At 62.4% G+C, this 23,024-nt stretch carries 20 protein-coding genes; 13 read left to right on the top strand and 7 right to left on the bottom strand.

The annotated features are described in order from the left end of the window. Positions 1–95 precede the first annotated feature (95 nt). The gene (locus VHO05_RS02985) at positions 96–1,172 is read left to right on the top strand and encodes a hypothetical protein (RefSeq protein WP_329645127.1); all 1,077 of its coding nucleotides are present in this window, start codon (positions 96–98) and stop codon (positions 1,170–1,172) included. A gap of 69 nt (positions 1,173–1,241) precedes the next feature. Here the strand turns inward: VHO05_RS02985 and mscL are convergent, their stop codons facing one another. Then, positions 1,242–1,631 carry a large-conductance mechanosensitive channel protein MscL gene (gene mscL, locus VHO05_RS02980; protein ID WP_329645126.1) on the bottom strand — a complete coding sequence of 130 codons (390 nt, stop codon included), beginning with the start codon at positions 1,629–1,631 and terminating at the stop codon, positions 1,242–1,244. Between the two features lie 193 nt (positions 1,632–1,824). Between mscL and VHO05_RS02975 the strand changes: the two genes are divergently transcribed. The 9 genes from VHO05_RS02975 (at position 1,825) to VHO05_RS02935 (ending at position 13,498) form a co-directional block, all read left to right on the top strand. Then, positions 1,825–2,085: a DUF4212 domain-containing protein gene (locus VHO05_RS02975; protein WP_329645125.1), complete on the top strand. Its 261-nt coding sequence runs from the start codon at positions 1,825–1,827 to the stop codon at positions 2,083–2,085. Positions 2,086–2,125: 40 nt separating this feature from the next. After that, a complete protein-coding gene (locus VHO05_RS02970) occupies positions 2,126–3,949 on the top strand; it encodes a solute symporter family protein (RefSeq protein ID WP_329645124.1) in 1,824 nt (607 codons plus the stop codon). 2 nt (positions 3,950–3,951) lie between these two features. Beyond that, complete coding sequence (pip, locus tag VHO05_RS02965) at positions 3,952–4,929, top strand: prolyl aminopeptidase (RefSeq protein WP_329645123.1); 978 nt, start codon at positions 3,952–3,954, stop codon at positions 4,927–4,929. A gap of 110 nt (positions 4,930–5,039) precedes the next feature. Next, positions 5,040–5,672 (top strand): response regulator transcription factor, encoded by a 633-nt coding sequence (locus VHO05_RS02960; protein WP_329645122.1) that lies wholly within the window; start codon positions 5,040–5,042, stop codon positions 5,670–5,672. Positions 5,673–6,047: 375 nt separating this feature from the next. Then, complete coding sequence (locus VHO05_RS02955; RefSeq protein WP_329645121.1) at positions 6,048–7,253, top strand: aminotransferase class V-fold PLP-dependent enzyme; 1,206 nt, start codon at positions 6,048–6,050, stop codon at positions 7,251–7,253. Between the two features lie 132 nt (positions 7,254–7,385). Continuing rightward, complete coding sequence (locus VHO05_RS02950; RefSeq protein WP_329645120.1) at positions 7,386–8,342, top strand: CoA ester lyase; 957 nt, start codon at positions 7,386–7,388, stop codon at positions 8,340–8,342. Positions 8,343–8,388: 46 nt separating this feature from the next. Then, positions 8,389–9,558, top strand: coding sequence for a malate--CoA ligase subunit beta (locus VHO05_RS02945; RefSeq protein WP_329645119.1), 1,170 nt, complete (start codon positions 8,389–8,391; stop codon positions 9,556–9,558). 11 nt (positions 9,559–9,569) lie between these two features. Beyond that, positions 9,570–10,466 (top strand): succinate--CoA ligase subunit alpha, encoded by an 897-nt coding sequence (sucD, locus tag VHO05_RS02940; RefSeq protein WP_329645118.1) that lies wholly within the window; start codon positions 9,570–9,572, stop codon positions 10,464–10,466. Positions 10,467–10,651: 185 nt separating this feature from the next. Further along, positions 10,652–13,498 (top strand): phosphoenolpyruvate carboxylase, encoded by a 2,847-nt coding sequence (locus VHO05_RS02935; protein WP_329645117.1) that lies wholly within the window; start codon positions 10,652–10,654, stop codon positions 13,496–13,498. Positions 13,499–13,666: 168 nt separating this feature from the next. On the opposite strand, the gene VHO05_RS02930 is transcribed toward VHO05_RS02935, so the two are convergent. Further along, entirely contained in the window at positions 13,667–14,992 is a 1,326-nt protein-coding gene (locus tag VHO05_RS02930) for a TRAP transporter large permease subunit (RefSeq protein WP_329645116.1), read from the bottom strand. Next, complete coding sequence (locus tag VHO05_RS02925; RefSeq protein WP_329645115.1) at positions 14,989–15,630, bottom strand: TRAP transporter small permease; 642 nt, start codon at positions 15,628–15,630, stop codon at positions 14,989–14,991. Before VHO05_RS02925 ends, VHO05_RS02930 begins: the two co-directional genes overlap by 4 nt. 178 nt (positions 15,631–15,808) lie before the next feature. On the opposite strand from VHO05_RS02925, the gene VHO05_RS02920 reads away from it, so the two are divergent. Beyond that, positions 15,809–16,168: a DUF1428 domain-containing protein gene (locus tag VHO05_RS02920; protein ID WP_329645114.1), complete on the top strand. Its 360-nt coding sequence runs from the start codon at positions 15,809–15,811 to the stop codon at positions 16,166–16,168. 5 nt (positions 16,169–16,173) lie between these two features. Here the strand turns inward: VHO05_RS02920 and VHO05_RS02915 are convergent, their stop codons facing one another. Both VHO05_RS02915 and prmB read right to left on the bottom strand, forming a co-directional pair. Next, complete coding sequence (locus VHO05_RS02915) at positions 16,174–17,178, bottom strand: TRAP transporter substrate-binding protein (protein ID WP_329645113.1); 1,005 nt, start codon at positions 17,176–17,178, stop codon at positions 16,174–16,176. Between the two features lie 245 nt (positions 17,179–17,423). Then, positions 17,424–18,335: a 50S ribosomal protein L3 N(5)-glutamine methyltransferase gene (prmB, locus tag VHO05_RS02910; protein WP_329645112.1), complete on the bottom strand. Its 912-nt coding sequence runs from the start codon at positions 18,333–18,335 to the stop codon at positions 17,424–17,426. A 264-nt stretch (positions 18,336–18,599) separates the two neighbouring features. On the opposite strand from prmB, the gene VHO05_RS02905 reads away from it, so the two are divergent. Beyond that, the gene (locus VHO05_RS02905; protein WP_329645111.1) at positions 18,600–20,276 is read left to right on the top strand and encodes a formate--tetrahydrofolate ligase; all 1,677 of its coding nucleotides are present in this window, start codon (positions 18,600–18,602) and stop codon (positions 20,274–20,276) included. 78 nt (positions 20,277–20,354) lie between these two features. Here the strand turns inward: VHO05_RS02905 and VHO05_RS02900 are convergent, their stop codons facing one another. Both VHO05_RS02900 and VHO05_RS02895 read right to left on the bottom strand, forming a co-directional pair. Continuing rightward, entirely contained in the window at positions 20,355–20,681 is a 327-nt protein-coding gene (locus VHO05_RS02900) for a 2TM domain-containing protein (RefSeq protein WP_329645110.1), read from the bottom strand. A 104-nt stretch (positions 20,682–20,785) separates the two neighbouring features. Next, positions 20,786–21,790: a hypothetical protein gene (locus VHO05_RS02895; protein ID WP_329645109.1), complete on the bottom strand. Its 1,005-nt coding sequence runs from the start codon at positions 21,788–21,790 to the stop codon at positions 20,786–20,788. 566 nt (positions 21,791–22,356) lie between these two features. On the opposite strand from VHO05_RS02895, the gene VHO05_RS02890 reads away from it, so the two are divergent. Then, on the top strand, positions 22,357–22,950 hold the full coding sequence (locus VHO05_RS02890) for a ParB-like protein (RefSeq protein WP_329645108.1): 594 nt from the start codon (positions 22,357–22,359) through the stop codon (positions 22,948–22,950). Positions 22,951–23,024: the final 74 nt, after the last annotated feature.

The raw sequence follows: 23,024 nt of genomic DNA, 5'->3' as shown, positions 1-23,024 counted from the left end.
CTCGCCGGGCCCGGGCCCGACCTCCGGTGGCCGTTGTTTTCGGGGCAGGGTTGGGCTTTGATGCGGGCCGGTTGCCGCCTGGGGAGGGCCAGCAGATGGATCGTCGCGAGTTCCTGATCACCAGCGGTGGTGCCGCAGTTGCAGCAACATCGGCTGTTGCCGCCCATGCGACGGAACCCGGCGAGGCATCCCAGACTGCCCGCGAAACGGGCGCTCGCGTGCTCAGGCTTTCGATGCCCTGGGCTGATACCCCGCAGGGTCCTGCCGATAGCGTTCGGCGCCTCGTACGCCGCTTCGAAATCATGACAGAGGGCCGCTACCGGATCGAAATCTCGAGCCAGGCTCAAGATGTTGCCGCGGACGCCGATCTCGTCCACGGCACCGCTCATGATTTTGCCGGACTACATCCGGCCTTCGCCTATTTCGCAGGCCTCCCCGGCTCGTCGGGGCTTGGCGCGCAAGACTTCGCCCATTGGATCGCGGTCGGCGGCGGTCAAATGCTGTGGGATGATCTGGCCGGGCAGCATGGCTGGAAGCCGCTGCTTGTCGGCCACTCCGGCGAGGCGCCACCCCTTTGGTCGCGTCAGGCGATTGGCGGGCTCGGCGATCTTGCCGGCCAGCGCATTTCGGCACCCGGACTGGGGGCTGATGTGGCGCGGGCGCTCGGCGCGGAAGCCATACCCGTGGCTCCGGACGACATTGCTGCCGCGATCCAGGACGGTCGGATTTTTGCGGCGGAGACCGGGCTCTTGACCGCCCTCGCCGGCGGCGTTGCACGAAGCGCCCATTTCGCAACGGGGACCGGGCTCAACGGCCGCGGTACAGCCCTTTCGCTCACCGTGCGCCTTTCGGTTTGGGAAAGCCTGCCCGAGCACGATCGCGCGATCCTGACGGCTGCGGCCATGGAGGAGTATCAAGCCTCGCTCGCCGAAGGGCGTGCTCACGAGCACGTGGCCTGCCGCGCCCTCGCCGCTACGTTCGGCATCACGTTCGCGCCCTGGCCCTCGGACGTTGCCGAGGCGATCGATCGCGTGGCGGAGGCCACGATCGCCCACGTCGCAGGACAGGACGCGCTCGCGGCGCGCATCGACCAAAGCTATATGGCGTTCAGAAGTGCGCTGCAGGGGGCAACGCCTCCCAAGCGCGTGCCAGGATCTGTAGCCCTTTCGTAAGACGCATCCGCCGACCTTGAATGCGGCCAGTCCCCGGCAGGCTGACCGCATTCCGTGGCGACCGAGCCGCTATTTCTTGACGAGCGCGTCGCGAATTTCCCGCAGGTAGATCTCCGATTGCGAGGGCGGCGGCGGTGCCTCGGCGGCTTTCGGCTTCTGGAACTTGTTGATGGCCCGGATCAATAGGAAGATCGCCAGCGCCGTAATCAGGAACTTCAGGAGGGCGTTGAGAAACAGACCATATTTGATCAGCACGCCGTCGCCGGTCGGAGTCGGAAGCGTGATCGCCAGAGCACTGAAGTCAATCCCCGCGAGAATGTATCCAATCGGCGGCATGATGATATTCTCGACCAGCGTCGAGACGATTGGTGCGAAGGCGGCGCCGATGATGACACCGACCGCGAGGTCGATGACATTGCCCCGCATTGCAAAATCCTTGAATTCGGACAGTATCTTCATGTCAGGCTCCCTTACGCCGTTCTCGGTCCCGACTCGCTTGGAGCCGTCCGTATCAATGCTAGGGGAGGCTCCGGCCCGGAGCAAACTGCTCGTTGGCCAGGCTTTTGAGGGGGCCAGCTAGCTTGCCTCAAAGGAACCACATCTCGAACGCACGTCAGTGCGAGCATCCGGCTCTTGGCGGACAGGGACCTTCATGATCGAACGGCGCGAGCGAAAGCCTTACTGGCGGCATACAAAGTGGCAGATGCTGGCGAGCCTGGTGCCGTTTATGCTCGTCATCCTCGTGTTGCCGCTCTATGCCGACCGCCTGAATTCAAGCCGGTTCATGGGCTTCCCGCTAGGCTACTTCCTTTGCCTCCATGGCCTGGTCCTGATCGCCGTGATCACAGTTGCGAGCTTCGTCAACCGGCAGGATGCCATCGACCACTGGCATGGTGCGCATGAGGATGCGTGACGCCTGCCTTCCTCCTCGTTGTGGCGCGGAGCGCTGAGCCATGCCGTTTTCGCACCGCACCGGCTACGTCAATCCCCGCCTTGGGACGTACTTCGGAATCTTCATAAGTGCCTTCCTGGCGCTCGCACTGATGACGCTGATCCTCGAAGGTCTTGGTGTCAGCAGCGAGGCGCTCCGCCTCACCATGTTTCTCGGGCCGATCGCGCTTTACGCCATCATCGGACTGGCCGCCTTCACCCGGGAACCGATCGACTACTTCGCGGCGGGACGCCGCGTGCCTGCGTTTTACACGGGACTTGCCTTGGCTCAGACGGCGCTCGGAGCGACGGGGCTCGTCGCCCTGACCGGAGCCTTTTTTCTGATCGGTTTCGATGCCCTGTGCATCGTCATCGGCGGGCTCGCGGGCTTTGTCGTGATGGCCGTTCTGCTCGCGCCTTTCTTCCGCAAGTTCGGCGCCTACACCGTGCCGACGTATCTTGGCAAACGCTTCGATAGCCGTGCGCTGCGTCTCGTCGCGGGCGCGGTCCTTTCCGTTCCGATGCTGCTCGTGATGGCCGCGGAACTCAGGATCGGCGCGCATGCCGCGGCGTGGTTCCATCCGATGGCGCCTGCCGCGATCGTGATGCTTCTGGTCGCCGCGGTCGTCGTGACGGTCGCTGCGGGCGGCATGCGCTCGCTGGCGTGGACTTCGGCGGCGCAGAGCATCGCCGCGCTCATCGCGCTTCTCGTGCCCGTGGCTATCGTTGGCATTATCGTCACCAATCTGCCGCTGCCGCAGTTCTCGGCCGGGCCGGTGTTGCGCACAATCGCACGGGCGGAGGCCGCGCAAGGGCTCCCAATCATTCTGCCGCCGCTCCTCGCCTTCGACATGCCCGGCGAAGGACTTGAACCCATCGCGAAACGGTTTTCCGATCCGTTCGGCAGTGTAGGGCCACTGGCCTTCGTCATCATGATCCTGTCGCTGCTGTCCGGCATCGCGAGCGCGCCCTGGTTGTTGCCGCGCGTCGCCGGCACGCCCGGCGTCTACGAGGCGCGTAAATCGCTCGGCTGGGCTACTCTGCTCTTTGGTGTCGCCATGCTGACTGTCGCATCGGTCGGCATTTTCATGCGCGACTACCTTACCGATATCGTCACGGCAGCCGGCGCCATCCGCTTTCCGCCGTGGTTTGAGACGCTTCAGGCGCAGGGAATCCTGGCGGTGGCTGGCGAAGGACGGCCGACGCTCGCCAGCTTCAGCATCAGCCGCGACGATGTTCTGCTCAGTCTTCCTGTCGCCGCCGAGATGCCGTCAGCGGTCGTCTATCTGGCGGCGGGCGGCGTCGTGGCCGCTGCCTTGGCAACAGCCGGAGCCGTGGCGCTCGCGCTCGGGAACATCCTTGCAGAGGACATCGTCTATGGGCTGAGCTGGTCTCCGGCCAGGTCCGGACCGCGTCTCATCGTTTCTCGCCTCGCGCTCGGCATGGCGGCTTCCATCGCGGGCCTGATCGCGCTCGCGGCGCCGACCGATCCGCTCCAACTCGTGCTCTGGGCGATCGCGCTTACGGGGGCTTCGACCTTCCCTGTGCTGGTGCTTTCGATCTGGTGGAAGCGGCTCAACGCATTCGGCGCCATGGCCGGAATGCTCACCGGTTTCGGCGTCACCGTTCTCGCCATCATCGCCGGCGAGGCCGGGCTCACGGGAACCGATGGCGCGCTCGCCGCGGCCATCGGGTTGCCAGCAGGAGCCGCGGCCACGATTGCCGTCGCTCTCGCGACGCCGGGACCGCACCGCAATCTGCTCGAGCTCGTGCGCGACATCCGCGTGCCGGGCGGCGAGATCCTTCATGATCGCGAGATGCGCTTCCATCGCCGGAAGAAGGTTTAGGTATGTCCTCTCGCGAGCGATTGACGCTCTACCCACCGCGCGAGCTGTTCAACGAGGGCTTCCTCGATACCGGCGACGGCCACAGGCTCTACTTTGCCGAGTGCGGCAACCCGAAGGGCGCGCCGGTCTTGATCGTACACGGCGGGCCGGGCGGCGGTTGCAATCCGGCGATGCGGCGCTTCCACGACCCTCAGCACTACCGGATCATTCTGCTGGACCAGCGTGGGTGCGGAAAGTCGTTGCCCAATGCCTCCATCGAGAACAATACGACCTGGCACCTCGTGGAAGACATGGAGCGGCTGAGAACGCACCTGGGCGTCTCTCGCTGGCAGCTCTTCGGCGGCTCATGGGGGTCGACGCTGGCACTCGCCTACGCCGAAACATACCCTGACCGGGTCGCCTCATTGGTCTTGCGGGGGATCTTCCTTCTGCGCCGAAGCGAGCTGGTCTGGTTCTATCAGAACGGATGCAGCTCGCTCTTTCCGGAGGCTTGGGAAACCTTCGAGCGTGTCATTCCGCCCGAAGAGCGCGGCGACATGATCCGAGCCTACTACAAGCGGCTGACGGACCCCGACCCCCGCGTTCATATCCCGGCCGCGGAGGCCTGGAGCGTCTGGGAGGGAACGACACTTTCGCTGATCGAAGACCCGATCCGCGTACGTTCGTTCGCCAATCCGTCCTATGCGCTGGCGTTTGCGCGTATCGAATGCCACTACTTCATCAATAACGGCTTCTTCAAAGCCGATGGCGCTCTGCTCGACGAGGCGCACCGGCTGGCGAACATCCCGGGCATTATCGTGCATGGCCGTTATGATGTAGTAACACCTATCCGCAATGCGTGGGATCTCAAGAAGGTGTGGCCATCCGCCGAGTTGCGTATCGTCCCCGATGCGGGGCACGCAATGACGGAACCCGGTATCGTCCACGAGCTCGTTCGAGCCACTGCGGCGTTCCGCGACCGGAACCAGGCCGCCGGTTGAGATCAATTCGCCATATCCTGCGATGATGCTACGCGGGCGCGGCCTCGCCAGATACAGTAAATTCCTTACGGAGGCCGCTATGGGTCGCCTTCCAATGAGACTACCGATTGATGCCGACCGATAATCGCCGCCGCATTGCCATTGCCGATAAGAACCCGGTGGTCCGTACCGGGCTGGTCGACATCATCACGCGCGATGGCCGCTTCGATGTGGTCGAGGCGGTTTCGACTGGCACCGCGTTTCTGAACCTGCTCGAGAGCCGAGAGATCGATATCGCGATCATTGGTTGGGCCATGCCGGACATGACGGGTGGGGACATCCTGGCCGAACTCAGGAAGCGCCGTTCCCCGGTTCGCGTCATCGTCTACACCGGCGAGCCCGGCTCTGATGTGTTGCGGCGCACGATCAAGGCCGGCGCATGGGGCTTCATGTCGAAGAGCGACGAACCCGAGGTGCTGCTCGAGACCATCTCGTCCGTCTCGCACGGACGTGTCTCATTTCCGTACGTCGACATGGAGGCTGCGAGCCATGATCCGCTCGACGTGCTGACGACGCGAGAACGGGAGTTGCTCGGCGCGCTCGCGGACGGCTGGACCAATCTTCAAATAGCGGCCCGTATCGGTATTTCGCGCAACACAGTGAAATATCATCTCAAAAATCTCTACGACAAGCTGGACGTGAACAATCGCGCTATGGCAGTGAAGCTGTTCATGTCATGGCAAGCTCAGCACAACGGACGCTGACCTCCAGCAGGCTCCGGCTACGTCCTATTACGCTGACGCTAAGCCGCAGGGTGGGTAGGCCATAAACTACCCAACTGGGCAATACCCAGCGCGATCAACACCGCTCATAAGCCTACCCAAGAGATTTTCTGCCGTCGCCCTTGCGGGTGTTGCGCACGAGAACGGAGCTGATACGAGTGGTCCCGTTAAGGGACTTCAAAATCAACTTCCGCCACTCGCATCCGGGGCCTTTCACGACGCGCAGCAAACTCAAACGCCCACGCAGCAAGGATTGACCTTTTTGCGCGGGGCGAGGGCAGTTTTGGCTGACGCTTCGCAGTCGAAACGCTAAGGTTGGGCAAAAAAACTCGAAGCTCTATTCTTGAGGAGACGCACATGACCAATATGGTGAAGCCGCACCTGTTCATCCCTGGCCCGACCAACGTTCCCGATGCCGTCCGCATGGCGATGAACATCCCCATGGAGGACATGCGCAGCCCCGAATTCCCGAAGTTCACTCTGCCGATCTTTGAAGACCTCAAGAAGGTCTTCAAGATGAAGGACGGCCGCGTTTTCATTTTCCCGTCGTCGGGCACCGGCGCGTGGGAATCGGCGATCTCCAATACGCTTGCGGTTGGCGATAAGGTTCTGATGAGCCGCTTCGGCCAGTTCTCGCTGCTCTGGGTCGACATGGCCGAGCGTCTCGGCCTCAAGGTCGAGCTCTGCGACGAAGAGTGGGGCACGGGCGTTCCGCTGGAGAAGTACGCCGACATTCTCGCCAAGGACAAGAACCACGAGATCAAGGCCGTGTTCGCCACGCACAACGAGACGGCAACGGGCGTTTCGTCCGATATCGCCGGCGTGCGTAAGGCTCTCGATGCCGCCAAGCACCCCGCACTGCTGTTCGTCGACGGCGTGTCCTCGGTCGGCTCGCTCGAGATGCGCATGGGCGAGTGGGGCGTTGACGCGTGCGTCTCCGGTTCGCAGAAGGGCTTCATGCTTCCGACCGGCCTCGGCATCCTCGCCGTCAGCCAGAAGGCGCTCGACGCCAACAAGAGCCTCAACGGCCGCATGAACCGTTGCTTCTTCTCCTGGGAAGACATGATCAAGACGAACGATCTTGGCTACTTCCCCTACACGCCGGCTACGCAGCTCATTCGCGGCCTGCGCGCTTCGCTCGACCTGATCGCCGCGGAAGGTCTCGATAACGTCGTTGCTCGCCACACGCGTCTCGCTTCGGGCGTGCGCGCTGCGGTCGATGCCTGGGGCCTCAAGCTCTGCGCAAAGGAGCCGAAGTGGCACTCGGACACGGTGTCCGCAATCGTCGTGCCTGAGGGCATCGATGCCAACAACGTGCTCAAGACGGCGTACTATCGCTACAATACCTCGCTCGGAACCGGCCTCAACAAGCTCAACGGCCGGGTGTTCCGCATCGGTCACCTCGGTGCCCTCGACGAGGGCATGATCGGCGGCGTCCTGTTCAACGTCGAAATGACGCTCAAGGATTGCGGCGTGCCGATCAAGTTCGGCTCGGGCACTGGCGCTGCTGCCGAGTACTTCAGCAAGACAGCGACCAAGCCCGCCCTCTCGAAGGCTGCTTGATCAAATAGGCGGCGCGCACCTTGCGCGCCGCCTTTTCCCTTCCCTGCGCCACTTCGATAATCCACGATCGTGACCGGTCGGGACTGGCCGCAAATCTTTCAAAAACACGCGTAGACCAAAGGAAACGCCCCCATGAGCTACACTCTCTATCCGATCCGCAAGCAGCGCCTGCAGCGGTCGTATTTGGCCGTGCCCGGATCGAACCCGACGATGATCGACCGCGCCCACAAGAGCGCCGCCGATTATGTCTTCCTCGATTGCGAGGACGCCGTTGCTCCGCCGGACAAGGAGCAGGCGCGCAAGAACATCATTCAGGCTCTCAACGACCTCGACTGGAAGGGCGTCGGCAAGAGCGTCTCGGTGCGCATCAACGGCCTCGACACGCATTACATGTACCGCGATGTCGTCGACATCGTTGAGCAGGCAGGCGCCAAGCTCGACACCATCCTCGTGCCGAAGGTCGGCGTTCCGGCCGACGTGTACACGGTCGAGACGATCGTCAGCCAGATCGAAGTCGCGAAGGGCCTGCCCCACAAGATCGGCATGGAAGCCCTGATCGAGACCCCGCTCGGCATGGCCAACGTCGAAGCCATCGCTTCCGCCAACAGCCGCCTCGAGTCGATGCACTTCGGCGTCGCCGACTACTCTGCCTTCAACAAGGCCCGCACCGTCGTCATCGGCGGCCTCAACCCCGACTATCCGGGCGACCAGTGGCACTTCCCGCTTTCGCGCATGACGGTTGCCTGCCGCGCGTTCGGCCTGCGTCCGATCGACGGCCCGTTCGGCGGCATCGACGATCCGGATGGCTACCGGGCTGCTTGCCGTCGCGGCGCCGCGCTCGGCATGGAAGGCAAATGGGCCATTCACCCGTCGCAGATCGAGCTCGCCAACGAGATCTACTCGCCGACGGCAGCCGAGGTCACCAAGGCAGAGAAAATTCTCGTCGCTCTTAAGGAAGCCGCAGCTCAGGGCAAGGGTGCCGCATCGCTCGACGGCAAGATGATCGACGCCGCCTCCGAGAAGATGGCCAACCACATCCTGGCCACGGCAGCCGCGATCAAGGCTGGCGAAGCCGCGCGCGCAAAATAAGAAAAGAAGCAGCCGGCAGGAATCAGTTCCCCCCAAGGAGGTCCAAATGGACATTCACGAGTACCAGGCCAAGGAGCTTCTCGCGAAGTTCAATGTGCCCGTCCCTCGCGGCGGACTCGCCTACAGCCCTGAGCAGGCCGTTTACCGTGCGCACGAGATCGGCGGCGCACGTTGGGTGGTGAAGGCTCAGGTGCACTCGGGTGCGCGCGGAAAGGCGGGAGGCATCAAGGTCTGCAAGACAGACAACGAGATCGAGGCCGCGTCCGAAGGCTTGCTCGGGAAGAAGCTGGTCACGATCCAGACCGGTCCTGCCGGCAAGCTCGTGTCGCGGCTTTACATCGAGGAAGCGACCGACATCGACAAGGAGATCTATCTCTCCTTCGTGATGGACCGCGCAGCCGAGCGTATCGTCGTCGTCTCGTCTGCGGCGGGCGGCATGGATATCGAGGAAATCTCGCATAGCCAGCCGGACACGATCATCAAGGTCGTGGTCGATCCTGCCGTCGGCATGCAGGCCTTCCAGGCCCGCGAGGTTGCTTTCGGTCTCGGTGCAGAACCCGAGATCATCAGCAAGCTCGAGCGCGTTATCCTTGGCTGCTACCGTGCATTCCGTGACCTCGACTCGTCGATGCTCGAAATCAATCCGCTCGTCATCACCAAGCAGAAGCAGGTGGTGGCGCTCGATGCGAAGATGAGCTTCGACGAGAACGCTCTGTTCCGCCGTCCGCAAATCGCGGAACTGCGTGACAAGAGCCAGGAAGATCCGCGTGAGACCTACGCCAACGACCGTGGTCTGTCGTACGTCGGCCTCGACGGTGACATCGGCTGCATCGTGAACGGCGCGGGCCTCGCCATGGCGACGCTCGACATGATCAAGCTCGCGGGCGGCGAGCCCGCGAACTTCCTCGACATCGGCGGCGGCGCAAGCCCCGAGCGCGTGACGAAGTCGTTCAAGGCCGTGCTTCGCGACAAGAACGTGAAGGCGATCCTCGTCAACGTGTTCGCCGGCATCAACCGCTGCGACTGGGTGGCGAAGGGCGTCGTCGACGCGATCAAGGAACTCGACATCAAGGTTCCGATCGTCGTGCGCTTGGCAGGCACCAACGTCGAAGAAGGCCGCAAGATCATCGATCAGAGCGGCCTCACCATGATCAGCGCTGAAACGCTGGCAGATGCGGCAAACAAGGCCGTGGCCGCGGCCAAGAAGGCTGCATAAGGAGGAACCCAATGGCTATCTTCATTAACGAGAATACGCCGATCCTCGTGCAGGGCTTCACCGGCCGCATCGGCACGTTCCATGCCCAGGAGATGATCGACTACGGCACCAACGTGGTCGGCGGCGTCACGCCCGGCAAGGGCGGCACTACGCATCTCGGCCGTCCCGTATTCAACACCATGAAGGGCGCGGTCGACGAGACGAAGGCGGAAGCCTCTATCGTGTTCGTGCCACCGCCGTTCGCGGCAGACGCGATCATGGAAGCCGCTGACGCCGGGATCAAATACTGCGTCTGCATCACGGACGGTATCCCGACGCAGGATATGATCCGCGTGAAGCGCTACATGCGCCGCTACAAGAAAGAGAACCGCATGGTTCTCACGGGGCCGAACTGCGCCGGCACGATCTCGCCCGGCAAGGCCATGCTCGGCATCATGCCCGGACACATCTACATGCCGGGTCGCGTCGGCATCGTCGGCCGCTCGGGCACGCTCGGTTATGAAGCCGCTTCGCAGCTCAAGTCTCTCGGCATCGGCGTCTCGACCTCGGTCGGCATCGGCGGTGACCCGATCAACGGTTCGTCCTTCAAGGACGTCCTCGAGCACTTCGCCGAGGATCCGGAGACCGATGCCGTCATGATGATCGGCGAAATCGGCGGTCCGCAGGAGGCTGAAGCCGGCGAATACATCCGCGACCACTTCAAGAAGCCGGTCGTTGCCTACATCGCAGGCCTTTCGGCTCCGAAAGGCCGCCGCATGGGCCACGCGGGCGCCATCGTGTCCGCCTTCGGCGAATCGGCTTCAGAGAAGGTTGACATCCTGACGACGTGCGGCGTGGTCATCGCGCCCACTCCCTCGGAGATGGGGGCGACCCTTCAGAAAGTTCTGGCTGCCCGCAAGGCAGCTTAGCGGACGTGCGTGTGCCGGGAAAAGCGGTTCCCACTTTTCCCGAAGCACTTTAGGTCAGAACTGGCCCTGCGCCCGATGGCAGTGCCGGTTCGACGACCCGGCGGTCGCAAGATCGCCGGGCCCCTCCCTGCCTGGGACTCACGTCATGCGAGCCCCGACCTTCCGGGGCGGTCGAGGAGAACAAGATGTCTAATATGCCGTCGCCCGGCAGCACGAAGCTCGACGAGAAAGCACTGCGGGCCGAACTCAAGTCGCTCCGGTCGCAAATTCCCGACCAGCCGACTCTCAATCCTATTTTCGCCGTCGCATTCAATCTGTCCCGACGCCTGGAATCCGGTGAGATCAGCTTCGAGGACCTGAAGTCCCTCTCCACCCGCCTGATGGATAGCGCATGCGTCCATCGCGCGCTGCTGCTCAAGGAGCAGATCGGCGTCGAGAGCGAGGCTGCGACCCGCAAGGAATTCTCGAATTTCGTTGCCGATTACGTGACCGGCAAGGACGACGCCGCATTCGAGGCGTTCAAGGCCCGCTTTGCCCGTCCTCGCAACGGCATCGTGTTCACCGCCCATCCGACCTTCGGCCTTTCGGAGGCGCTGTCGAACCGCATTGCGGAGATCGCCGTTTCCGGCAATGTGCAATCTATCGGCCTGCCGCACCGCCCCGATCCGGACCTTACGCTCGGATACGAACATGGGCGCGTCCAGAGCGCGATCCGGAATCTTCGCGACGCCTATTGCAATCTGCTCGGTGACTTCTTCACGACCGCGCACAAGACCTTCGGCGATCGCGCTTTCAAGACCAATCCTCAGCTCTGCACCTTTGCCTCGTGGGTCGGGTACGACCTCGACGGGCGCACGGACATCAAGTGGACGTTCTCGTTCATCATTCGCCTCAAGGAAAAGATGGCGAGCCTGGCCGACATCCGCCAGCGCTTCCTGGCCCTCAAGGACATCCTGGGAGACGACCCTGAAATGGTGCGGCTGTCGCGCCAGGTCACGGGCAAGCTCGACCTCGCAATCGCTGCCGCCGAAGGGCACATCAAGGCTCTCGAGGCCGTCGGCAAGGACGGGTTCACCCTGTCGCAGGCCGCGAACATCATCACTCAGAGCGATGGCCACAACCTGACGAGCGCCGAGCCTATCCTTGCGCTGCTCGATCAGGTCGTCGACACTACGCGGGATATCAAGAGCAAAACGGCGGTTGCCGAAATCGCTGGCCTCCTGCGCGCGACCGGCCTCGGCATGAGCCACATCCACGTGCGCGTCAATGCCGTGCAGATCAACAACGCGTTCCGTGCCTTCGTGCACGAAAGCTGGACGAAAAATCTCACGGAGCGCCAGGCAATGGCGCGCATCGTCGAGATGATCAACATGGCGAAGCCGGAGACGGTCAACTTCGAGACGCTCGATCTCGAAAACGCGACGGCCATCCGCCAGTTCGCGCTCGTCGCGCAGATCGCCAAGCACATCGATCGCGACACGCCGATCCGCTACCTCATCGCCGAATGCGAGAGCCCGGCGACAATCCTGATCGCGGTCTACTTCGCCAAGCTGTTCGGCGTCTCCGATATCGTCGACATCTCGCCTCTGTTCGAGACGCCGGAAGCGCTCGAGACCGGCCCGCGTCTCGTCGAACGCCTGCTCGCGGAGAAGGCCTATCGCGACTACGTCTCGAAGCGCGGCCGCCTTGCCGTGCAGACCGGCTATTCGGACGCCGGCCGCTTCATCGGCCAGATCGCTGCCGGTCTCGCGCACGAACGCCTGCACCATGGCCTCGCGGAAGTCGTACGCAAGGCCAAGCTCAAGAACGTCGAGACGCTGATCTTCTCGACGCACGGCGAGAGCATGGGCCGCGGCGCGCATCCGGGACCGCTGCGGCGGCGCCTGCGCTACGTCTTCCCCGGTGAATCGCGCTGGCGGTTCTTCCGCTACGATCTGCCCGTGAAGCACGAAACCAGCTTCCAGGGTGGCGACGGCTATCTCTACTTCGCCAACCGCGAGTTCGCACAGCGCGCGCTTGCCACGGTCGTCATGAGCGGCAAGGACCCTGGAGAGGGCGAGGATCCCTTCTATCAGGACACCAACCTCACGCTCGACTTCCAGCTGCGCCTGCGCGACTATCAGCAGGAGCTGTTCGCGCATCCCGGTTACCGGGCGCTGCTCGGCGCATTCGGGGCGAACCTGCTATTCAAAACCGGCTCGCGGCCGGTCAAGCGGCAGGGCGACCATCATTCAGATCGCGGCGATCCGGCCCGGATGCGCGCCATTCCGAACAACGCTATCCTTCAGCAGTTCGGCTACGTCGCGAACGTTGTGGCAGGTCTTGGCGCAGCGGTCGGCACGGAGCGCGAACGCTTCGTCGACATGGCGAAGAAATCGCAGCGCCTGCGTCCGCTGATCGAAATGATCGCGCGCGCCAAACAGATGTCGAGCCTCAACGCCGTCGGCGCGAACGCATTGATCTTCGACCCGGGCTTCTGGGCGCAGCGCGCCTCCTGGGCACGCGAGCCTCACCTTGACAGCGCGTTCAAGTTCCTTGCCGAGCAGCTGCTCGATGATGACCGGGCACAGAAGATCATCGGCCTCGCACATTATCTTCGCCTCGACGCCATCGAGTTGCATGGCATTCTGGAGGAGATCGGTCTCGAGGGCGGAAAAATCCCGGACGATCACCGCATGGAGCTGGACCTGCTGCAGGCCATCCGCGCGGCGCTGATCATGCGTATCTTCATCCTGACGGCACAGCTTCCGCGCTTCACGCCGACCAACGAGGTGACGCATGCGGAACTCGTCGGCAAGGCCCTGAGCCTCGAGATCCCGGAGGTCATCAAGGTCATGCGCGAAGCCTTCCCGCTGCGCTCGACCAGCAAGCACGATCACGCGGCCTTCGAGGAATCCGCATCGTACCTGCCGAAAGGCATCGACGACTACGGCCGGATCGAAACCGAGATCCTCGCGCCGATGGAGCAAGCCTACGAGTTCGTCCGCGAGATCGGCACCGGAATCTCGCACCACTGGGGCGCCTTCGGTTAAGGCGCTATCGCGCTCTAACCTTTGTTTGGACCGATGATTCGCGCCTCGGGCTAGAGCCTGAAGCGATCATGGTCGGAGATCCTGCAGGGAGGGAGCAAGCCGCGGGTACAAGCGGCTGCCCCTCATCCTAACCCTCTCCCCGTAACGACGGGGGGAGGGAATTTTCTTTCACATCATGCCAAGCCAACGCGGCAGGGCGAGCGACAGCTCGGGCCAGTAGGTCACCACCATCAAAAACCCGAGCATGGTCAGCAGCCAGGGCATCACCGCGCGCGACATGGTGGTGAGACCCAAGCGGGAAATTCCGCTCGCGACATAGAGGTTGAGGCCAACGGGCGGGGTCAGCATGCCGACCTCCATGTTGACGACCATGATGATGCCGAAGTGCACGGGGTCGATGCCCAGCGCCGCCGCCACCGGAAACAGGATCGGCGCCAGGATCAGCGTGACGGACGCCGGCTCCATAAAGCAGCCCGCTATCAGCAGCACGATGTTGACCACGGCGAGAAACGCGATCTTGCCGAACCCCTGATGCACCAGCCAATCGGCAATGGCCTGCGGGATCTGCTCATGGGTGAGCAGGAACGAGAACAGGACCGCGTTGGTGATGATGTAGAGCAGCATCGCGCTCATGCTCGCCGAGGCGAGGAGGACACGGGGCACAGCCGAGAGCGGCAGATCGCGATAGATGTAAACCGCGACGATGAAGGCGTAGACCGCGCTCACGGCGGCTGCCTCGGTGGGTGTAAAAATGCCCCCGTAGATGCCGCCCATCACGATGACGATCAGTGCCAGACCCCAGCCACAGTCGGCCAGCGCAGCAAGCCGCTCAGACCAAGATTGCCGTTCGGTCTTCGGATAGCCGCGGCTCCAGGCGATCCAAAAGGTCGTCAACCCCAGCAAAGCCGCCAGCACAAGGCCCGGGATCACGCCGGCCATAAAAAGATCGTCGACGGAGGCGGCGTGCACGCGCTCCCCGTTCGGTCCTTTGACGTTCATGCCCGCGGTCGCCACCGAGTAGAGCACCATGACAATCGAAGGCGGGATCAGGATGCCCAGTGCGCCAGAAGACGCCACAACGCCTGCGCCGAAGCTCTTTGGATAGCCGCGCGAGACCATGGCGGGAATCATGATCGAGCCGATGGCAACGACGGTAGCGGGCGATGACCCCGAGACGGCGGCGAAGATTGCGCAGGCCACGACGGCGGCCAGGCCGAGTCCTCCCGGCCAATGACCGGTCATGGCGGTGGCAAAGCGGATCATGCGCTTGGCCACGCCACCGTGGGTCATGAAGTTGCCGGCCAGGATGAAGAACGGGACGCACATCAGCTCGAAGCTCTCGATGCCGGTGAAGAGCTTGAGAGCCACCGCGTCGAGGGGCACGTCCGTCAGGAAAAAGAGAACCGTCAGTACCGTCAGGCCGAGCGCGATCGAGACGGGCATGCCGACGAGAAGGAACGCGATGAGGACCAAGAAGATGAAGGCCGCCGTCATCGCGCGCCCTCCGAACCGGCCACGGGCTCGATGCCTTCGACTGCGCCGGGATCGTGATGCGGCCGCTCACCCGTCTTCCAGAAGTGCCAGGCGACTTCGAGAAAGCGGTAGCACATGAGGTAAGAGCCCAACGGAACCGCGAGGTAGACCAACCACATCGGCAGCTCGAGCACTGCGGAGGTCTGTCCGGTATCGTAGATGTGCCAGACGAGTTGTGCGCCGAGCGTGCCGATGATCACCGTAAAAAGCGCACCGGCGAGCAAGCCAGCGACAATCAGAACTCGCTGGGACGTACCCTTCAGATTCTCGACCAGAATATCGACGCCGACATGGATGCCGGTGCGCACGCCATAGGCCGCGCCGAATTTGGCCATCCAGACGACCATGAAGATGCAGAGCTCTTGCGCCCATGTCAGGCGCACGGAGGCGATCGCGAAGAACAGGCTTTTGGCTAGGCTCGTCAGCCAGGGTAGATCCTCGACGCGAGACCACCTGTAGACAGAGGCCACGCCCGAAAGACCGTACCGCTGCGCGACCGCGACAAAGATCAGGAGCGTCGCCGCAGCCAGCAACGTCGCGATGATGATCTCCTCGAGGTGGTCGAGGATGCGCGCAGCTTTCGCTCTCTCTTCCCCCATGTCTCCCCCTGCGGCCGGCGGGACGGTGCCCGGCGGCTCATTCTTGGACCGCTATCGCACGGGAACGTTCCGCCGTCACATATTTGTTCCGCATCCCTATGTATTTCGTTGTCCTGGTTATGCGGTGACCAGCCGCCTAGGTTGGGATGACAACAAGAAACGCTCGAAAGGAGAGGTGATGGCTTACGTTGATGGGTTTCTACTGGTGGTTCCGAAAGACAAGCTCGAGGACTATCGCAAGCTTTCTAAAAAAGCCGGCAAGGTCTGGCGCGAACACGGGGCACTCGAATACCGGGAATGCGCGGGCGATGACCTCGATATGCCGTTCGGCCGTCCCTTTCCGAAGCTCCTAAAACTCAAGCCATCGGAAACAGCCGTGTTCTCCTGGATCGTCTACAAATCGAAAGCGCACCGCAATCAGATCAATGCGAAGGTCATGAAGGACGAAAGGCTTACAGATATGATGGACCCGAAGTCTATGCCGTTCGACACGAAGAAGATGTCGATGGGCGGCTTTTCAGTGATCGTCGACGCGTAAAGGCTCTATTGGGTGGCCGGCTTGTGACCTGTCGCGGCGTAGATGCGGTCGATGAGGTCACGGCCCACCCTATTCGCCATCTCGTCGTGGACAGGCAGCAAGGCTGCCCTCCATGCCGCAATCTCCTCCGGTGTCGGCTCATGGAACACCGTACGACCTGAGGCCTTCATTTCCGCCATCGCCGTCTCGTTTTCATCGCGCGCGAGTTTGTTGGCGACTGGTGTGGTCTCGGCAATCGCGCGTTCGAGAGCCGCGCGGATGTCGGGTGGCAGTCCTTTCCAGAACTTGGCGTTCGAGATCACGGCGTAGCCGAGATAACCGTGATTGGTGAGTGTCGCGTGCTTTTGGACCTCGAACATTTTCTGATTGTACATGTTCGCCGGCGTGTTCTCGGTGCCGTCCACCACGCCCGATGAAAGCGCCTGATAGGCCTCAGAGAAGGCCATCACCTGCGGCAACGCGCCCAGCGCCCACATCTGGGCTTCGATCACTTTCGAAGCCTGAATCCGCATCTTTAGACCCAGCACATCATCGGGACCGAGCAACTGGCTGTTCGCGGAGAGGATCTTGAAGCCGTTGTTCCAATAGGCGAGTCCGATCAGGCCCTTCGACTCGAGCTTGCCGAGAAGCTCCCGTCCGACGTCGCCTTCCGTCACCTTCGCCAGCTCGTCATAGCCCGCAAAGATGTAGGGAAGATCGAAAACCTCGAAGGCTTTAATGCCGAGCGGTCCGAATTTCGACACCGAAGGGGCCAGCATCTGCACGGCACCGAGTTGCAGAGCTTCGAGCTCCTCCTTGTCCTTGTAGAGCTGCGAGTTCGGATAAAGTTCGATCCTGACGCGGCCCTGCGTGTACGCCTCGGCGAGCTTCTTGAAATGCTCACTGGCCAGGCTCTTATGCGCCTGTGGCGCCGCGACGTGACTGAACTTGATAACGATCTGGGGTTCGGCCGCCGAGACGGGCAATGCGGCGAGCCCGAGGGCGGCCATGGCCAATAGAATTGCGCGCATCTCGCCACCCTCGTTTCCGGACTAGTTTTCGATCGCGGCCTTGTCGGTCTCGCGTCTTTCGGTCTCCCACGCTCGTATCACCCGGCGGGTCAGACGGAACACGCGCCTTGCGCGGCGACGATCTTCTATCGGAATGCAAACGCAGCAACAGCAGAATCCCGGCCGCCGGGCCACCTTGAGCATCAGCTCTCGGTGCTTCCAGGCTACGTCCCCCGGCACCTGATCGGTCATGCGGGCCTCGTGAGTCAGCTTTCCAATTGGCGTAGTGCTTGAGCGGGCAGAGCGAACAGCTCGCCCTCACTTTGCTCCGTATCGAGCCAGAGAAACGGCAAATCAGGATATTCGGTTTCAAGCGTATCACGCGCCATCCCGACTTCGACGACGAGCACTCCGTCGGTATTCAGATGAACGGCGGCGTTGGACAGAATGCGCCGCACCAAATCCATGCCGTCCGATCCGCCCAGATGGGCAAGCTCTGGCTCGGCCTTATACTCAGGCGGAAACGCGGCCACTGCAGCGGCGGTGACGTAGGGCGGGTTCGAGATGATGAGATCGTATTTGGTGGACCCAAGCGCAGCGAACAGATCCGATTTGCGAAGGGTGACCCGATCTTGGAGGCCGTAGTCGGCAACATTCCGCGCGGCGACTTCGAGGGCTGCCGCGGAGATATCGACGGCGTCGACGTCCGCATTCGGGAATGCCAGCGCCGCGAGAACCGCGAGGCAACCTGACCCCGTGCAGAGATCGAGGACGCGCTCCACCGCTTCTGGTTCGGCAACGACTGCCGAAAGGCCGTCTTCAAGCAGCTCGCCGATGTAAGAGCGCGGTACGATCACCCGCTCGTCGACATAGAACTTGTGGCCCTTGATCCAGGCCGCGTTCACAAGATACGGGGCAGGCTTGCGTGTTTCGATGCGCATCTCGACGAGGCCGGCGAGATGGGCGCGCTCATCGTGCGTCAGGCGGGCTTCCAGCCAAGGCTCCAGCTGATCGATCGGCAGGTGCAGCGCCGAAAGGATGAGAAAGGCGGCCTCGTCGAGAGCCGTCGCAGTGCCATGGCCGAAGACCAGTCGCTCCTCCGAAAACCGGCTGGTCGCATAGCGGAGCCAGTCGCGAATTGTCACGAGGTCATCGAGAATGTCGGGAGTTTTACTCATAGTCCTGCCGCGCGGGTGGGTTTGGCTTGTCCCTAGCCCATCGACCGGGCGGTGCCAATGGCTGGTGGGGGGGCGGTTGCGGCGGCAATTGCAGGCAGATTCACCGGTGGCAAATCTCGCATGTGCGAAATAATCGTCGCGTCATCGTGTCCATTTTTTAGTGACCCGCTTGGCGAACCACGTACAAAAAGCCAATATCGCTGCCAGCTCAGGCCCGTGTGGAATTGGGTCTGACCACAGAAACGTCCATTCGGAGGGACCCCCGTGACGGTTAAATCAGATATCGAGATCGCGCGCGAAGCCAAGATGAAGCCAATCACCGAGGTGGCGGCCAAACTCGGCATTCCGGCAGACGCGATCATCCCTTACGGGTCGACCAAGGCCAAGCTGTCGTTCGATTTCATCAACGCGCTCAATACGAGACCCGACGGCAAGCTGATTCTGGTTACCGCCATCAGCCCTACGCCTGCCGGCGAAGGAAAGACGACAACTACGGTCGGTCTTTCCGACGGCCTCAATCGTATCGGCAAGAAGGCAATGTGCTGCCTGCGCGAGCCCTCCCTCGGCCCGTGCTTCGGCGTAAAGGGCGGCGCGGCAGGCGGCGGCTATGCGCAGGTCGTGCCGATGGAGGACATCAACCTCCACTTCACCGGCGACTTCCATGCCATCACCAGCGCTCACAACCTGCTGTCCGCGCTGATCGACAACCACATTTACTGGGGCAATGCCCTCGGCCTCGATAGCCGCCGCGTGGAGTGGCGCCGCGTGCTCGACATGAACGATCGTGCGCTGCGCTCGATCGTCAACTCGCTCGGTGGCGTTTCGAACGGCTTCCCGCGTGAGGATGGATTCGACATCACTGTCGCCTCCGAAGTGATGGCGATCCTCTGCCTCGCCTCGGATCTCAAGGACCTCGAGACCCGCCTCGGCAACATCATCATCGGCTACACGCGCGACAAGAAGCCGATACGCGCCCGCGACGTGAAGGGCGACGGCGCGATGACCGTTCTGCTCAAGGACGCGCTGATGCCGAACATGGTGCAGACGCTCGAGAACAACCCCGTGTTCATTCACGGCGGCCCGTTCGCGAACATCGCGCATGGCTGCAACTCGGTGCTCGCAACCAAGAGCGCGCTCAAGGTTTCCGACTACGTCGTGACGGAAGCGGGCTTCGGCGCCGATCTCGGCGCCGAAAAGTTCTTCGACATCAAGTGCCGCAAGGCTGGTCTGCAGCCGGCTGCCGCCGTGATCGTTGCTACCGTTCGCGCGCTCAAGATGCACGGCGGCGTGGCAAAGGAAGATCTCAAGCACGAGAACGCAGCTGCAGTGGCAAAAGGCTGCGAGAACCTCAAACGCCACATCGAGAACGTCGGCAAGTTCGGCGTGCCGGCCGTGGTTGCCATCAACCGCTTCATCACCGATACGGACGCCGAGATCCAGGAGGTGATGAAGGCCGCCGAGAGCATGGGCACCCGCGCTTTCATGTGCACGCACTGGGCCGACGGCGGCAAGGGTACGGAGGCGCTGGCGCATCATGTGGTTGAGGTCGCGAACTCGGGCAAGGCTCAGTTCAAGCCGCTCTATCCGGACAACATGAGCCTGCGCGACAAGGTCAAGACGATCGCAACCGAGATCTACCGGGCCGCCGACATCTCGTGCGATTCCGCGGTCGAGACCCGCTTCAAGGAACTCGAGGCGATGGGCTTCGGCCATCTGCCGGTTTGCATGGCGAAGACGCAGTACTCGTTCTCGACCGATCCGACGAAGCGCGGTGCACCGACGGGCCACATCGTTCCGGTGCGGGAGCTGCGCCTCTCGGCTGGCGCCGAGTTCGTGGTCGTTATCACGGGCGAGATCATGACCATGCCGGGCCTGCCGAGGGTTCCCTCCGCGGATACGATCCGTCTCAATGAACGGGGGCAGATCGAGGGGCTGTTCTAAGCGTCACTCGGCGAGTACGGCAATAAAATGGGCGCCGGATCATCGATCCGGCGCCCATTCTTTTTTGCAAGCTCGTGCCTAGAGTGGCTTGCCAGCCTCGTCGCTGGAAGCGGCTGCGGGCGCTGCTTCTGCGGCGGCGGCGGCTTTCCGCTTCTCACGCGCGCGGCGCAGCTCGCGGATCTTATGCTCCTCTTGAGGCTTCTTCACGAAGATCCGATAGGCGTGAAAGGCGATTCCGAGCCCCCAGCCGAGCACTACCCATTGGATCCAGAAGCTGTCTCCGGAAATGAGGTTGACGAGTGCGAGCCCCGCAATGACCGCGAGGAAGACGATGAAGTGCGTGTAAAAACCATTGATGGCCTTATCACGTTCACTTTCCATGAGTTGTTCGAAGAGGTCATCCATGGCGAGCCTCCTGGTTGCCGGCCCTTATTCTGGATCATCATCTTACACCCGTCACGCCGTTAGGACATGCCTCCTACGGAACAGCTTAAAAATGCCTGCACAGGTTATACTGTGAGATCGAGGGCTTGGGTGGCGGGGCGCATCTCCTCGAAACCTTGAGCCACGAGGCGCCCTTCGCTTGCATCGGAAACCATGACGATGCGCGTAGTCGGATTCAGAATAGGTGGCGCGAGCCAGGAAAAGTCGGGAATCAGCTCCGGGATGATGCGGTGCATCATCGATGCGCGCTCGGCGCTCTGATTGCCACGTGAGCGGCCGCGCCAACCCGGCGCTTCCCAATGGTTGGCAGCGACGTTCGGGCCAACATGCACCCGCGCATCGGTTTCCGTGCGCTCTATCACGATAGTCTCGCTCGCCTTGATGCCCGCCAGCGAAAATATGGCCGGCGTCGAAATGGGCTCGCGCGTCAGCCGATCCCGGGCATCCGAATAATTCGCGGCATTCTCGAAGACGGACCGAAGCAAGTGCGCCGGCGTTGGATGGGGCATCGTCCACACCCGCCTGCGGCTCACGGCCCAGTCGAGCGCATAGAACCCAACCGCCTTTCGCATCGGCGCTTGATTCAGGGCTGCCGAGAAGCGGCCGGGAGCCATGCCGGTCAGCACGCCCGTGTAGCCAGGCCAAGTCAGGGTGACGAAGCGACCACGCGGACCTTGCACACGCGCCGCGATCACGTGACGGCCAAGCCCCGGTGTCCGCCAGTCCAGCACACGCACAAGCCGCGCGCTGTTGCGCGTGGGGCTTGGTGCGACACGGCAGGTACACGCCCATTCATAGTTCACGGACAAGAAGTATGCGCCCGGCCGTGCGAGACGCGCGGCGATTGCGTCGATTTCGGGCAAATGCGCGTTTTTCCACTTCGCGAGCCAGCGGCGCGAGACCTTGTCGAGCTGACGCAGTGCAGCTGACGGCAGTGGGTTCGTCGCCTGATCCAGCAAGGCGTGTGCGCGCGCCTCGTGCGCGATCAACGTCTCCATCGGAAACGATGGACCCGTGTCGAGAACCGAAATGGGCTCGAGCTGTGCAGAGGCCGGTGTGTGGGAAAGCATGAAGCGGCGGCCCTCCAGCCGCGTCCGTTCCACGAAGACGAAGCTTAGACGTAGGCCGGAATCACGCCACGTCAAGCGGACGAGAAATCGTGTCCCGCTTGCATAGGTCGTGATCGTGATCGCGGCAGTGCGGTCGATCTCTGACCTGGCTCAGACATTGGGAGTCTTTTCGACAATTCCTCCGATTGTTGTTGCATTGGACGCGATGGACCGCCGCACTTTTCTCAGTTTCTGGTTCGCGCGCGAACACGTTCCTGTTTGCTCTCGACTTCAAGGTCCAGACTGTTCGTTAGGCACGCAAGACGCTCTGCGCTTGGCCCTGGTGAGCTCATCTCGAAGGTTTGTCTCTGTCGCTGGAGCGCGCAACTCGTACGTCCGCACCGCGAGCCCCAATTTACCAATCGTTTACCTTGACGTCGTTAGCTGTCATGGATGCGACGCAATTGCGCTTGGGTACGTACATGGTCAATGCGGTAGCGCCGAATGTTCGGAGGGCGCGCGGTCGGATTGGTTCAATCCCCTCTAAGCAAACAGCCCGGGACTGCAGGCCTAGCATACGCGTCGGCATGATCTTCGAAGCGCCGCTCGAGGCCTTGCGGCCTACTCAGATGGCCGTCGGAATGCGCTCCGTCACGCGCAAACTGCAGAAGATCGAAAAACGCGCGGATAAGCCGAAAAAAATCGAGAAGACACTTTTCAATCGGCCGATACCCGCAGTGTATGGCCCGGATGGCGGCCTATTCATGGTCGATCATCATCACTTCGGCATGGCGCTGTGTCTCGCAGATCTGGAAATCGCGTATGTCCGCGTGATCGCCGACGCCTCCGAGTTGTCACGGACGGCATTCTGGAAGCGCATGGAAGCGGACGGGCGCCTCTATCTCTACGATGAATATGGCGAGCGTGTTTCGCCTTCTCGCCTGCCCACCTCACTCAGCGGCCTTCGGCACGATCCATTCCGCGATCTCGCTTGGGACGTGCGCGAGGCCGACGGCTTCCGCAAGGTCACACGCCCTTACGCCGAATTCGAGTGGGCAAATTTCTTCCGCGCGCACATTCCGCTCACGTCTTTGCGGCGCGATCCGAAATCCATGCTCCGCGAAGCGCTGAAGCTCTGCCGGTCACGCGCTGCGGCGCACTTGCCGGGCTTTGCGCACTAACGAATTGTCGAGCCCGCATCGACGCTTGGAGCGCCGCGGAACGGCTCACCCAGGTTACTGCGAGCGCTTCGGCC

It is taken from the genome of Hyphomicrobium sp. (genome assembly GCF_036262015.1).
Taxonomy (GTDB): Bacteria; Pseudomonadota; Alphaproteobacteria; order Rhizobiales; family Hyphomicrobiaceae; genus Hyphomicrobium_C.
Note: the sequence above shows the minus strand (reverse complement) of the source record. Positions and strands in the feature narration are given on the sequence as shown.

Coding starts and splice junctions, on each gene's coding strand:
- mscL (WP_329645126.1), bottom strand. CDS start 1,631: ATGAAGATACTGTCCGAATTCAAGGATTTTGCAATGCGGGGCAATGTC.
- VHO05_RS02925 (WP_329645115.1), bottom strand. CDS start 15,630: ATGGGGGAAGAGAGAGCGAAAGCTGCGCGCATCCTCGACCACCTCGAG.
- VHO05_RS02960 (WP_329645122.1), top strand. CDS start 5,040: ATGCCGACCGATAATCGCCGCCGCATTGCCATTGCCGATAAGAACCCG.
- VHO05_RS02920 (WP_329645114.1), top strand. CDS start 15,809: ATGGCTTACGTTGATGGGTTTCTACTGGTGGTTCCGAAAGACAAGCTC.
- VHO05_RS02915 (WP_329645113.1), bottom strand. CDS start 17,178: ATGCGCGCAATTCTATTGGCCATGGCCGCCCTCGGGCTCGCCGCATTG.
- VHO05_RS02985 (WP_329645127.1), top strand. CDS start 96: ATGGATCGTCGCGAGTTCCTGATCACCAGCGGTGGTGCCGCAGTTGCA.
- VHO05_RS02970 (WP_329645124.1), top strand. CDS start 2,126: ATGCCGTTTTCGCACCGCACCGGCTACGTCAATCCCCGCCTTGGGACG.
- VHO05_RS02945 (WP_329645119.1), top strand. CDS start 8,389: ATGGACATTCACGAGTACCAGGCCAAGGAGCTTCTCGCGAAGTTCAAT.
- VHO05_RS02955 (WP_329645121.1), top strand. CDS start 6,048: ATGACCAATATGGTGAAGCCGCACCTGTTCATCCCTGGCCCGACCAAC.
- VHO05_RS02975 (WP_329645125.1), top strand. CDS start 1,825: ATGATCGAACGGCGCGAGCGAAAGCCTTACTGGCGGCATACAAAGTGG.
- VHO05_RS02930 (WP_329645116.1), bottom strand. CDS start 14,992: ATGACGGCGGCCTTCATCTTCTTGGTCCTCATCGCGTTCCTTCTCGTC.
- VHO05_RS02950 (WP_329645120.1), top strand. CDS start 7,386: ATGAGCTACACTCTCTATCCGATCCGCAAGCAGCGCCTGCAGCGGTCG.
- sucD (WP_329645118.1), top strand. CDS start 9,570: ATGGCTATCTTCATTAACGAGAATACGCCGATCCTCGTGCAGGGCTTC.
- VHO05_RS02895 (WP_329645109.1), bottom strand. CDS start 21,790: ATGCTTTCCCACACACCGGCCTCTGCACAGCTCGAGCCCATTTCGGTT.
- prmB (WP_329645112.1), bottom strand. CDS start 18,335: ATGAGTAAAACTCCCGACATTCTCGATGACCTCGTGACAATTCGCGAC.
- VHO05_RS02935 (WP_329645117.1), top strand. CDS start 10,652: ATGTCTAATATGCCGTCGCCCGGCAGCACGAAGCTCGACGAGAAAGCA.
- pip (WP_329645123.1), top strand. CDS start 3,952: ATGTCCTCTCGCGAGCGATTGACGCTCTACCCACCGCGCGAGCTGTTC.
- VHO05_RS02890 (WP_329645108.1), top strand. CDS start 22,357: ATGATCTTCGAAGCGCCGCTCGAGGCCTTGCGGCCTACTCAGATGGCC.
- VHO05_RS02900 (WP_329645110.1), bottom strand. CDS start 20,681: ATGGATGACCTCTTCGAACAACTCATGGAAAGTGAACGTGATAAGGCC.